Raw genomic sequence first — 12,764 nt, forward strand, 5'->3', positions numbered from 1 at the left:
AATGATGCCGACTGACATGCTCACCACCGAGGAACTGCCCCACGAGACACCCGAAGCGTTAGGCGAAGAAGATTCCATGAAGGAGAGCCGCACGCTCGATCCGGAGTCGCTTCGCAAAATGAATGCCTATTGGCGCGCTGCCAATTATGTGTCGGTGGGCCAGATCTATCTCTACGAAAATCCTCTGCTGAAGGAGCCGTTGAAGCTCGGACATGTGAAGCCGCTGGTGGTCTCCCACTGGGGCACGACGCCGGGTCAGAACTTCATCTATGTTCACCTGAACCGGGCCATCAAGAAGTACGACCTGAATATGTTCTACATCGCGGGCCCCGGCCATGGCGGCCCGGCGATTGTGGGCAACGTCTACCTCGAAGGCACTTGGAGCGAAGTTTATCCGAACGTCACCCAAGACGAAGCCGGGCTCAAAGAGCTCTTCAAGCAGTTTTCCTTTCCTGGCGGGATATCCAGCCATGTTGCGCCGACGACGCCTGGATCGATTCACGAGGGCGGTGAGCTGGGTTACTCGTTGAGCCACGCATTTGGTGCAGCGTTCGACAATCCCGACCTGATTGTTGCCTGCGTCATCGGTGACGGCGAGGCAGAAACGGCGTCCCTGGCGACTTCGTGGCAGTCCAACAAGTTCCTCGATCCAAAGACCGATGGAGCTGTGCTGCCGATCCTGCACCTGAACGGTTATAAGATCAGCAATCCAACCGTCCTCTCACGCATCGAGCATGAGGAACTGGATCAATTCCTAAGGGGCTGCGGCTGGACGCCTTACTTTGTGGAGGGAGATGAGCCGGAGAAGATGCACGAACTTATGGCCGCCACCCTCGACAGGGTCATCGAAGACATCCAACGTTTCCAAAGTGAGGCCCGCAGCAACAACGACATGACTCGCCCACGCTGGCCCGTGATCGTCCTCAAATCGCCCAAAGGCTGGACGGGACCAAAGGTTGTCGACGGCCTGCAGATCGAGGGGACATTCCGAGCCCACCAGGTTCCGCTGCTGGTCGATCCCCAGCATCCCGATCACGTCAAGCTCCTCGAGGACTGGATGAAGAGCTACAAGCCTGAAGAGCTCTTCGATGAAAAAGGACGACTCATCCAGGAACTGGCCGACCTGGCGCCAATTGGCACTCGGCGGATGGGCGCTAATCCACACGCTAACGGCGGCATTCTTCTTCACGATCTGCACATGCCGGACTTCCACGACCACGCGGTCAAGGTAACTTCACCAGGTGCAGTGCAGATTGAAGACACGCTCGTGCTGGGTTCGTTCTTGCGCGATGTTGTTAAGTTGAATCAGGACAAGCATAACTTCCGCGTCTTCGGTCCGGATGAAACAGTCTCGAACCTCCTGCAAGCAGTCTTCGAGGTCACCAATCGTCAGTGGGACGCGCGCGAATCCTGCAACGACGAGTTCCTCGCGCCTGCGGGCCGCGTTCTCGACTCCATGCTGAGCGAGAACCAGTGCGAGGGTTGGCTGGAAGGATATCTGCTGACCGGACGCCACGGGCTGTTCAATAGCTATGAAGCCTTCATTCGCATTATCGACTCGATGTTCAGCCAGCATGCAAAGTGGCTCAAGGTATGCCGGGAACTGCCTTGGCGGCGCGATATTTCATCGCTCAACTATCTGCTCGCCTCCCATGTCTGGCAGCAGGACCACAACGGATTCACGCACCAGGATCCCGGCTTCCTCGACCACGTCATCAACAAGAAGGCCGATATCGTGCGCTGTTACCTTCCCGCCGACGCCAACTGCCTGTTGTCCGTCTTCGATCACTGCCTACGCAGCCGGAATTACGTCAACGTGGTGGTTGCAGGAAAGCACGCGCTTCCCCAATGGTTGACGATGGATGAGGCGGTCGTGCATTGCACGGAAGGCGTCGGCATCTGGCAATGGGCCAGCAACGATCAGGACAGTGATCCGGATGTGGTGATGGCCTGTTGCGGAGACACGCCTACCCTGGAGATTCTTGCCGCCGTCTCCATCCTTCGCGCACATCTGCCTGAGCTGAAGATCCGTGTGGTCAATGTCGTCGATCTGATGAAGCTCCAACCCAGCACGGAACACCCGCACGGACTGACCGAGAAGGATTACGACTCTCTTTTCACAAAAGACAAACACATCATCTTTGGATTTCATGGATATCCATGGCTGATCCATCGGCTGACCTATGCCCGCACCAACCGCAACCTGCACGTGCGGGGTTATAAGGAAGAGGGCACGATCACGACCCCCTTTGACATGAGGGTTCAGAACGACCTGGACCGCTTCCACCTGGTTATGGACGTGGTGGACCGGGTGCCGGATCTGGGCTCCAAGGGCGCGTATCTGAAGCAGCAGATGCGGGACAAGCTCATCGAACACAAACACTACATCGACGCTCACGGCCAGGACATGCCGGAGATACGGAACTGGAAATGGAACGCCACCAAGTGAATACACACTCTCTTGAAGCTACCGCCAAGAGGATGGTCGCCGACGACAAGGGACTGATCGCGATCGATGAAAGCACTGGAACCTGTAACAAACGATTTGCGAAGTGGGGGATTCCGCAGACTGCGGAGACACGCCGCAAATATCGCGAGCTGATCGTAAGCACTCCCGGCCTTGGCGAGTCGATCAGTGGCGCAATCCTCTATGACGAAACCATTCGGCAGCAGAAGGACGATGGCACCCCGTTTGCGAAAGCGCTCGTCGACGTGGGAATCATTCCCGGCATCAAGATCGACACCGGAGCGAAGGAGATGGCCGGCTTCCCTGGCGAGAAGATCACCGAGGGTCTAGATGGACTGCGCGCACGTCTGGCGGAGTATGCGCAGATGGGCGCACTCTTCGCCAAGTGGCGGGCGGTGCTTGCCATCGGCGACGGCATTCCGAGCGAAGGATGCATCGAGGCCAACGCGCACGCGTTAGCCCGCTATGCGGCGTTGTGCCAGGAAGCCGGGTTGGTCCCCGTAGTCGAGCCAGAAGTGCTCATGGACGGCGCTCACACCCTCGAAACATGTGGCGAGGTCACGGAAAAAGTGCTGAGAGCCGTATTCAAAGAACTCTACTCGCAACGCGTAAAGCTGGAAGGATTGATCCTGAAGCCCAACATGGTGCTTCCAGGATCGACATGCCCAAAGCAGGAGACAGTGGATGAAGTAGCCGACGCTACGGTGAGGTATCTACTGCGAGGCGTGCCCGCTGCTGTGCCAGGGATTGCATTCTTGTCGGGCGGCCAAACCGGCGAACTTGCTTCTGCACGTCTGAATGCCATGAACGTCAGGGTCAAGTCGCGGCTGCCTTGGGCATTGGCGTTTTCGTTTGGGCGCGCCATCCAGGAACCTGCCTTAGAGATATGGCATGGCGACCAAAGCAACCTGCAGGCGGCACAGCAAGCCCTTTACCATCGAGCCAGGTGCAACCGGGCTGCGCGCCTTGGCGAATACAACGCCACAGTTGAGGCGGATCACAGTGAAAATGCGCCGCTCGTAGTTTCATCGTTAGAGCTCGCAGGGAGTGCACGATGAAACCGGGCCAGCGCCGGAAGGTTGTTGTCGGCAACTGGAAGATGCATACGACCGCCGCGGAGGCCACGCAGTTGGCTCAGGGAGTCGTAGATGGTGTCGGTAATGAGGACGGGGTATCCGTCATTCTCTGTCCGCCTTTCCCCTATCTGGCCCTAGTCGGGGCGATCCTCAAGCGCAGCCGCATTACGCTCGGGGCGCAGAACATGTACCCCGAAAAGAAAGGTGCATTCACCGGCGAAGTCAGCCCGACGATGCTGCTCGACGTGGGCTGCAAGTACGTCATCCTGGGACACAGCGAGCGTCGGCACAAGATGGGAGAATCGGATGCGTTCATCAATCAAAAGGTTCGGTTTGCCCTGGCTTCCGGCCTCGACGTGATTTTGTGCGTCGGCGAGACTCTGGAGCAACGTAAGGCCAACCAGACGGAAGCGATGCTCGACCGGCAACTCAACTCGGGATTAGCCGACGTGCCGGTCGCTGACTTGCCTCGCATCAGCATCGCCTACGAGCCGGTGTGGGCGATCGGCAATGCTGACCACCATGCCACCCCGCAGCAGGCTGAGGATGCGCATGCCATCCTTCGAGGAAGATTCTCGAAGCTATTTGGCAAGGAGGCGGCTGAAGCAGTCACGATACAGTACGGCGGTAGCGTCGAGCCGGACAACGCCGCCGCATTTCTTAGCCGTAATGGCGTGGACGGTGCTCTGGTCGGTGGGGCCAGCCTGAAAGCCGACGAATTGCTTGCCATTGTCCGCGCTGGCATCAATGAGGGACGAGTAGAAATGCAGCCGACATGAAACGACCCTTGCAAGTTGGTTGAGTCTGATTCGACGGTTCGTTCACTGTTCCGTATTTCGCCGCCTTGTTGCGCCGCCAACTCTGTTATCGCGAGCGCGAGTCTGAGATCTCTCTGCCGACAGTCTTGCTCGCACATACAACTCTGGATCGCAGCCGGACTGAATCCCGACGTCGGCTCCCGAAGAACTGCGGAACCAGCTTGGCATCGCCATCGCTGGAAAGGTCTATGAGAGTTATCGCTCGGTGCTCGACTCGGCTCGCTGGCAGCGCATCTTCAACGCCGTCGCACGCGCCCAGCGCCTGATTTTTGCCAGCGCCGGGACCAAGGACCCCAAAGCCCCCCGACACGCTGTACATCCGGCCCTTGCCGCGCCCTTCACCGTGAACACCATGCCTGAGGCCACGTTGAAAGCCCTCGCCGATCACGGGCTATCGGCGAAATCCTGCTTGCTCATATTGAGAATCCGCTGGAGAAATTCACCAAGGCGGGAATCGACACCGACGCTCTTGGGCTCGCACCTCCAGGACGAGGGGGCTGCGTCGTTCTTCAAGTCGTGGAAAGACCTGCTGGAGTGCATCGCGTCCAAGAGTGCAGCGCTCAAGGCAGCGTGAATCGGGCAAACTGGGGCTGACAATCTGCCACCCCATCCTTCGTGTCTGGAGGATGAAGCAGGTTTCTACGCGATGTCCCGGAATGAGCAAAATAGAACATACACAGTGTTCCCCCGAGGGCGATAATGCCTGAGGCAAGAGTATAAATGCGCTTAGAGATGACGTATTTCCCTCTCGTTTCGGAACCGGCTCACGAATTTTGAGATATGGGCCACAATGCATTTGTGTACCGGGTCTGGGCCTTCATACAGAACGATCAATCGTTACCCGTAAACGTATGCGGAAGAGAGGCACTCAAATGAATACCGACAACAGTATCTTCGACCCCGCTGACTTCTTGGCGAAGACAGGGCTGGGACGTAGGATCGTTAAATTGAAGCCAAAGCAAGTCTTCTTTTCGCAGGGTAATCCCGCCGACTCCGTTTTCTATCTGCAGAAGGGCCGTGCAAAAATCACGGTGGTTTCGGAAAGAGGGAAAGAAGCTACGATCACGCTTCTCTCGTCCGGAGACTTCGTCGGTGAGGAATCCATTGCAGGAGCCGTCGGACTTCGTATGGCGACGGCTACTGCAATCACTGCATGTACAGGTCTTAAGATCGAGCGAGCGGAGATGATCCGTGTAATGCACGAGGAACACGCGTTCTCCGATCTTTTTTTGAAGTTCCTGCTAGCCCGGAGTATGCGCACCCAGGCTGATCTGGTCGATCAACTCTTCAATTCCAGCGAGAAGCGTTTGGCGAGAATCCTCCTTTTGATGGCGGAGTTTGGCAAACCAGGTGAACCGGAAACGATGATTCCGCAGATCACGCAGGAGACGCTGGCGGAGATGATCGGCACCACGCGCTCCCGAGTCAGCTTTTTCATGAACCGGTTTCGCAAAATGGGTTTTATCGAATACAACGGTCGCATCCATGTGCATAAGTCACTGCTCAATGTGATCCTGCACGATCAATTGCCCGAGCAGAATGCAGAAAAGCCGCCGATCGTAGGCTTGCCGGAAGCTCAACCAAGGGCTGCGGGACGGGCTTAGTACAAGCAAAAGTGAACAGAATCGACGTTGGTGGGATGGGATACTTGCTTCAGGGGGTGCTTTGATGCCTGGGAAAGGCACATGATGCCCAATGCAAAAGTAAAGCTCCTTATCGGGGATGACTAGGCGTCGCTTCGAGCCTCGTTGTCTCTGATCTTTACGCATTTGGACATAGTGTCTGGTCGGCCGAAGATGGTTTCTCCGCCCTCGCTGAGCTGCGGAATGATGTTCCCGACATCCTTATCTCCGACCTCAACATGCCGGGTATATCTGGCTTTGAATTCCTCTCCGTAATCCGCCGTCGCTTCCCCGCAATTCAGGTGATCTCGATGAGCGGAGCGTTCTCAGGCGACAGTGTGCCACTCGGTGTTGCAGCGGATGTCTTCTACGAAAAGGAAAGCAATCCGGGCACTATGTTGGAGACGGTGAGAGCCATGGCTCAGATGGAGCACGCGGCTATCCAGCATCCGAATACGCCGGCGCCTATCTGGATTCCGAAAAATGGGCACGATCAAGCCGGGAAGGAGTATGTGATCGTTGCCTGCTGCGATTGTCCAACCTGCAGAGATAATTATCTCCCTCAGATCGGCGTCCTATTGAGGTCCGAGCACGAGATCACTTCTTCTCGGAGCGCGCGGTCTCGGCGATTAGCTCTTCGCTGTGCTTATGTGCATTCCTGGAGTGCTCAAGGGCCTGTTTGGAGAGTTCGTGAGCAGTGAGATGGTCTCCTTTGCCATGAGCTGTGGCTGCGGCGCTGTGAGCGTGCGCAGCAAGATTATGGAGTTCTGCAGCTCGTTCATGTCTGCTCTGAGGCATTCTAATTCTCCTATCCAATTTCGATGCGCTGAAAATGATCGCGGTCGACCAGCTCTTTCCATCGTGGATGTTCCAAACGGCTGCGTCAAGAGATTGAGAAGATCTTCGACATCGTTGAGCATGGCAGGTAGAAAGACATGTACAAAAGAGCACAGTTTTTCCTAGCCTGACCAACAAAAATAGGGCTCAAACCGCTTCCGTGGCGCGCCGAGGAGATTCTCATGTCCGAAAAAGTTGCCCCTCGCTCCATTCCACCGGGTAAATTCGCCTGCCCAATGCACCCGGAGGTGCGGGCGGAAAAGCCGGGACCCAGTCCGAAGTGCGGCATGGCCCTTGAGCCCGTCGATCCAGCTTCTACTGCCGGCCGTACCGAATACACATGCCCTATGCATCCGGAGATCGTACGCGATCAGCGGGGCAGTTGTCCCATTTGCGGAATGGCGCTTGAGCCGCGCAACGTGTCGGTCGACTCGGCGAACCCTGAGCTAACCAACATGACGAGACGCTTCTGGGTTGCCGTTGTTCTCACAGCTCCCCTGCTCGCCGTCATGGTTTCTGCCATGCTGCCCGGTCATCCGCTCGAACGTCTCCTGCCCGGGCGTTGGCTCGGATGGGTCGAGTTCGCGCTTGCGACACCTGTCGTTCTATGGGCCGGCTGGCCTTTTTTCGAGCGCGGCTGGGCCTCAGTCGTTCATCGCAGCCCAAATATGTTCACCCTAATTGCAATGGGTGCCGGTGCCGCATATCTCTATAGTATTGCCGCCGTTTTCGCGCCAGGCATTTTTCCGCGGACCTTCCGAGATATGTCCGGCAATCTTGCCTTGTACTTTGAGGCGGCGGCGGCGATCACCGCGCTGGTACTGCTGGGGCAGGTCTTGGAGTTGAAAGCCCGCAGCCAGACGAGCAGCGCAATCAGAGCGCTCCTCGGGCTTGCCCCAAAGACAGCACGCCGTATCTCACAGGACGGGAAAGAAGCCGATGTCGTTTTGAGCGAGATTCAGGTGGGGGATCACCTGCGTGTCCGTCCCGGGGAGAAGGTCCCCACGGATGGGTCGGTGATCGAAGGCCGCAGCTCTGTAGACGAGTCGATGGTCAGCGGCGAACCGATTCCAGTCGAGAAGACTGTCGATGCAAAAGTAGTCGGCGGCACCATCAATGGAACCGGAAGTTTCGTAATGAAGGCGGAAAGGGTGGGAGCCGACACTCTTCTCGCACAGATCGTGAAGATGGTGAGCGAAGCGCAAAGGACGCGCGCGCCGATTCAGCGGCTCACGGACAGGGTTGCAACGTACTTCGTCCCTGCGGTTCTGGCCGCGTCTGTGATCACGTTTGCTGTCTGGGCAATCTTTGGCCCCCAGCCTCACTATGCCCACGCACTGGTGAATGCGGTGGCGGTACTCATCATCGCCTGCCCGTGCGCTCTGGGATTGGCCACTCCGATGTCCATCATGGTGGGCACCGGTCGTGGGGCAGGTGAAGGAATCCTCATCCGAAACGCTGAGGCTCTGGAGATCTTTGAAAAGGTGGACACCCTTGTCGTGGACAAGACGGGAACGCTTACCGAAGGCAAGCCGAGCCTCACTGCGGTTATCCCGGCGGAAGGTTTCGATGAAACTAACCTTCTCCAGTCTGTCGCTAGCCTTGAAAAAGCGAGTGAGCATCCACTGGCGGCAGCCATCCTGGCTGGAGCCAGGGAGAAGCAGATCGAGCTAGTCACGGTCGCGGAATTCCAATCGATTACGGGAAAAGGCGTCACCGGAACCATGCAGGGCAAGCGGATTGGGACGGGAAATGCTGCGCTGATGAAGGACCTTGGCGTGTCCGTTGAACCCTTGCTGGAGCGGGCGGAGGGCCTTCGCAAGGAAGGCCAGACGATCATGTTCGTGGCCTCCGATGGGCGCTTTGCCGGCCTTATTGGGGTAGCCGATCCGATCAAAGCATTCGCGCTTCAGGCGATTCAGCAGTTAAAGCAGGCAGGCATCAAGGTTGTGATGGTTACCGGTGACAATCACACGACCGCCGACGCGGTAGCTCGAAAGCTGGGCATTGATTTTGAAGCTGACGTGCTACCAGAGAAGAAAGCCGAGGTCGTAAAGAAACTTCAATCGCAAGGGGCAGTAGTGGCGATGGCCGGGGATGGGGTGAATGACGCGCCAGCGCTGGCACAGGCGCAGGTCGGCATAGCCATGGGAACCGGAACCGATGTGGCGATGGAGACCGGAGGTATCACACTGGTCAGAGGCGACCTGCGCGGGATAGTGAAGGCACGACAGTTGAGCAAGCGCACTATGGGCAACATCCGCGAGAACCTGTTCTTCGCCTTCTTCTACAACGTTCTGGGCGTGCCTCTTGCTGCCGGTGTTTTGTATCCCGCATTTGGGTGGCTGCTCAACCCCATGATTGCGGCGGCCGCCATGAGCTTCAGTTCCGTCTCAGTAATCGCTAATGCCCTGCGGCTCCGAACCAAGAAACTGTAGCTTTCAAAGCTGAGGTGGCCCTTATTGGAATGATGAATTGATTGGACGCAATTCCCACCGACTTGAGGGCGAGCGGGCCGTTTATCCGTCGCGCACATCGTAATCTAACGTAATTAAGAGAAACAAGACGAAGCCATGCTACCGAAGAGAGGCAGCGATTCTTTGTAAACCTCTCAAAGTAGAGAGGATGTTCACTGTACCCATTTTTGTACCTGAAACACGACCGTCGAGAGCAAGGTCGCTATGCGACAGAGTCTTGGTCGTCGTAAGTTATTTCATATAAGTAAGTTAAGGTGTAAGGAGTGGTGCCGGAGGGGGACTCGAACCCCCACTCGATTGCTCGATGCGAATTTTAAGTCTCTGAAGAACACCGTAAATCTATGATAAATAAGGGAAATTAAGCGTAAGTTGGCTTGACCCTAAGTCTTTGTTGAACAGCCATTTAGCGTAATTGAGCGTAATTTGACCAAACTGATGTCTGTACCCGAATCTGTACCCAAAATCGTTGCATTTTAAATCCGTCCAGTACTGCAATTGCAGTATGAAGCTACCGCAATCTAGCGCCAATTCCCTCCTTCTTTAGTTAATCGTTTGGGTTTGAACATTGGATAGCAACTACCACAGAGGAGCGTTTAGCCAGCGCGAAGCAGCGGGAGGCCGCAGAACAACTTCAGATTAAGCTGATTTCTGCTCATTCGGGCTTAACCGCATCAAGGCGTCAACAGAGCCAATCTGCCTCTACTCCGCCGTCTGCACGGGCTTCTGCTCGCTCGCGTCCATTTTGCCGCCGCGAGTGCGGAGCTAGACGCACAAAGCTCAGGGCCATTGTCACTCCGCAAATCAGCATCGTTATATGGAAGCCTACTTCAATGAAGAGCAAGTGATGCATGTTCATACCATTGTGCATGTGCAGGCTGTCGTGCATCCACCAGTTGCCCATGAACCAGCAGAGAGTGACGAACAACCATTTGTTTAGCCAAGCCGCACCGAGGCCCAAGCCGCGGATCGCTGGCCATCCGAATAAGGCGAACGCCACAGCAAAACCAAAGGCGAGCGCCTCAATGGCCGAGAGCACAATGTATCCGGGCAAAAGGTTCGCCGGTGGCATGGGAACGTCAGGTGCCATCGGCCAAATGTGTGGCCCACCAACAAAGGCGGTAAGGCCGATCACAATCGTCACGATGAGCATCCACCACGATCTACTCATGATTTTCATCTCCTTAGACATGGTTTTCATCTCCTTAAATTTGCTGCAACTCCAAGTGCGCGGTGCATCTCTTGAGTTCAAAGGTGAACTCAAGAGATGCACGGACTTACGCCCTGACGGCGTTTTGTGCAGCCGCAAACACATCGCGTGCAGACGTCGTACCCGCTATGTGCTCCGTACCCGCGATTCCCAGGTCCATCCACCCCGCGCTAATGCCCTCAAACATTTCTTCAGCAGATCCGGTGTGGCCCTTCGGGATGCCGAACTGCTGGAATGCTTCCGCCCACCCTGCGCGCGGGACCGCAAAGGCTTTTACGTCGAGTTTCAGGACTTCACCCAACTGTCCGGCCACTTCATCTGCGCTTACCATCGAACCCAACTCGATGACGCGATGCCTTGACCACGCCGGCCCGGTCAGAAGCGTTGCCACCTCTGCGCCGATGTCTTCTGACGCGACCATTGTCGATTTCCGGTTTGTAGGATTGTAGAAGACCGGTAACGTTCCGCCCTGGGCGGCCTGTAAGCCGAAAAGAAAGTTTTCGAAAAAGCCGCCTGCGCGCACAAATGCGACCGGAGACGGCAGGCTCCGAAGACCTTGCTCCAAGAGTGATAAGGCCGTGACATTTCCCACGCCACTTGTCCTATTCGCGCCCATCGACGAGAGCGCTACTACCCGCGGGGGCGCCACCCTGCTCAACGCCTCGACATAGTTCGCAATCACACCCTTCGCTTCTCTGTAGTCAGGCGAGGGTGCCCATACAGCCGGCAACATAACAAACGCGCCCTCAACACCTTTGAGCGCCGCCGCTATGGCTGTTGCATCGTTCCAGTCTCCATCCATCAACTCCACTCCTTGGTCTGCCCACTTCGCCGCTTTCTCGCGATTGCGCACAAGTGCTCGCACTCGTTTGCCTTGCTTCAGCAGATGCCGCGCGGTGGCGCCCCCAACATTTCCAGTAATTCCCATGACTAAATACATGCTCGTTTCTCCTTTTGCCTCGTATTTTGGCCGCCCATCCAAATGCGCGACCTGACAATTAGAGACTTGTCGTAACCATTGGTTACAAATTAATCAGTGGTTTCATATCGTGAATAATAACCAAACTGTGCCATTAGAGGTGACGTGTTGAAACCACTGGTCATAAATCAACAAGCGGTTGCAAAAATCGTTAAAAACGACTAATCTTTTGAAGTGACATCCGCATCACCAAGTCGCCGGGTAGAGCGCAAGGAGAGGTTGCGGCGCGAAATCCTTGCGGCTGCCAGCAAAATGTTTGCCGATCGCGGCTACGAAGCCGTGACGCTTCGCGAGATCGCTAAAGAGATCGGCTATACGCACGCCGTGATCTATCAGCATTTTCCCGACAAATGGCATATTCTCGCCGAACTGAGCCGCGAGACGATCGGCCTGCTGATTCAGAACTTCGACGCGATTGCCGCTAAACATCCTGTACCCAAAGAGCGCCTTTTTGCGACTTCACGTGGCTTGATTCAGTTCTGCACTGCCCATCCACAGCAGTTCCGCAACGTCTTCTTCGGGCCGGAGAACCGTAACGGTATCCGCGCTGGACAATATATCGACGACATTGGCAGGCCTTTGTTCGAACGTTTCGTACAGCTCTTCTTCGAAGTTGCCAAGGCCGAAGGACTGCCAAGCAGGAATGACATCGTGGTAGCCCACACCTGGTGGTACACGATCTTCGGCCTCGCCACGCTCATGGTCATCCAAGGGGTTGTGCCTGACCGGCCCGACCAGACTCTCGTGGTCGAGCAAACGCTCGCAACGCTTTGGGCAGGCGTCCAGGTTGTTCCACGATTGCCGAAGAGGGCGGTCTCTGAGCGATCCGGCCGATCCCGTGCCTCAAAGCAATAACAGATCTGTCTACTTAGGAGTCGTTGGATGTATGCCCGTGGCGTACCCGGTGTCAACCGTTTTTCCAAGGCCGTAGACCTACTGATGACGCAACAGACCGGTGACGGTCGAGATTTTGGGAGAAGGAAAGTCCCAGTGCTCTCTACCGAAACCTCCTGAAGTCCAGTCCCACACACATCAACTGTTGCCAACAGGGCAATGCGCTCATCGAACTATTCAGATCGGTCTACGTCTTCTCCAGTTGGCCGTAAAACCGGCTATCCGGAGAAGTGATCCTATAAGATGCTGGCCCACAGTCACTTGTCCGACAAGCCGACTATTCGGCCAAGTGACGAGAAGCGCGTTTCTATGAGCAGGTCACTGGTGTTAAGGGTTAGTTCTTTGTTTTTCCTTCACAGGGCTTTTGCTTTTGTTGTTGCTCTGGTT

General features: G+C 56.1%; 10 protein-coding genes and 1 pseudogene. 8 read left to right on the plus strand and 3 right to left on the minus strand.

The genetic code is table 11. The features are described 5' to 3' along the window. The first annotated feature begins 4 nt into the window (after positions 1-4). The 6 genes and pseudogenes from GSQ86_RS14260 to GSQ86_RS23965 form a co-directional block, all read left to right on the plus strand. A complete protein-coding gene (locus GSQ86_RS14260; RefSeq protein ID WP_158750646.1) occupies positions 5-2,449 on the plus strand; it encodes a phosphoketolase in 2,445 nt (814 codons plus the stop codon). After that, a complete protein-coding gene (locus GSQ86_RS14265; protein ID WP_174239973.1) occupies positions 2,431-3,525 on the plus strand; it encodes a class I fructose-bisphosphate aldolase in 1,095 nt (364 codons plus the stop codon). The genes GSQ86_RS14260 and GSQ86_RS14265 overlap by 19 nt, the downstream gene beginning before the upstream one ends. Then, entirely contained in the window at positions 3,522-4,322 is an 801-nt protein-coding gene (gene tpiA, locus GSQ86_RS14270) for a triose-phosphate isomerase (protein ID WP_158750620.1), read from the plus strand. The genes GSQ86_RS14265 and tpiA overlap by 4 nt, the downstream gene beginning before the upstream one ends. Positions 4,323-4,509: 187 nt before the next feature. Continuing rightward, positions 4,510-4,935 carry a transaldolase family protein gene (locus GSQ86_RS14275; RefSeq protein ID WP_256366843.1) on the plus strand — a complete coding sequence of 142 codons (426 nt, stop codon included), beginning with the start codon at positions 4,510-4,512 and terminating at the stop codon, positions 4,933-4,935. 298 nt (positions 4,936-5,233) lie between these two features. Then, positions 5,234-5,965, plus strand: coding sequence for a Crp/Fnr family transcriptional regulator (locus tag GSQ86_RS14280; RefSeq protein WP_254062388.1), 732 nt, complete (start codon positions 5,234-5,236; stop codon positions 5,963-5,965). A gap of 179 nt (positions 5,966-6,144) precedes the next feature. Next, positions 6,145-6,300, plus strand: a pseudogene (locus GSQ86_RS23965) (response regulator transcription factor); the annotation flags it as partial. Positions 6,301-6,580: 280 nt separating this feature from the next. Here GSQ86_RS23965 and GSQ86_RS14290 read toward each other — a convergent pair. Further along, entirely contained in the window at positions 6,581-6,781 is a 201-nt protein-coding gene (locus GSQ86_RS14290) for a hypothetical protein (protein ID WP_158750622.1), read from the minus strand. A 221-nt stretch (positions 6,782-7,002) separates the two neighbouring features. On the opposite strand from GSQ86_RS14290, the gene GSQ86_RS14295 reads away from it, so the two are divergent. Next, positions 7,003-9,258, plus strand: coding sequence for a copper-translocating P-type ATPase (locus GSQ86_RS14295; protein WP_158750623.1), 2,256 nt, complete (start codon positions 7,003-7,005; stop codon positions 9,256-9,258). Positions 9,259-9,976: 718 nt separating this feature from the next. On the opposite strand, the gene GSQ86_RS14300 is transcribed toward GSQ86_RS14295, so the two are convergent. Both GSQ86_RS14300 and GSQ86_RS14305 read right to left on the minus strand, forming a co-directional pair. Continuing rightward, entirely contained in the window at positions 9,977-10,465 is a 489-nt protein-coding gene (locus GSQ86_RS14300) for a hypothetical protein (RefSeq protein WP_158750624.1), read from the minus strand. Between the two features lie 106 nt (positions 10,466-10,571). Further along, positions 10,572-11,444 (minus strand): NmrA family NAD(P)-binding protein, encoded by an 873-nt coding sequence (locus tag GSQ86_RS14305; protein WP_158750625.1) that lies wholly within the window; start codon positions 11,442-11,444, stop codon positions 10,572-10,574. 258 nt (positions 11,445-11,702) lie between these two features. Between GSQ86_RS14305 and GSQ86_RS14310 the strand changes: the two genes are divergently transcribed. Further along, positions 11,703-12,338 (plus strand): TetR/AcrR family transcriptional regulator, encoded by a 636-nt coding sequence (locus GSQ86_RS14310; RefSeq protein ID WP_158750626.1) that lies wholly within the window; start codon positions 11,703-11,705, stop codon positions 12,336-12,338. The last annotated feature ends 426 nt before the right edge of the window (positions 12,339-12,764 follow it).

This window comes from Acidobacterium sp. S8, from assembly GCF_009765985.1.
Taxonomy (GTDB): domain Bacteria; phylum Acidobacteriota; class Terriglobia; order Terriglobales; family Acidobacteriaceae; genus Alloacidobacterium.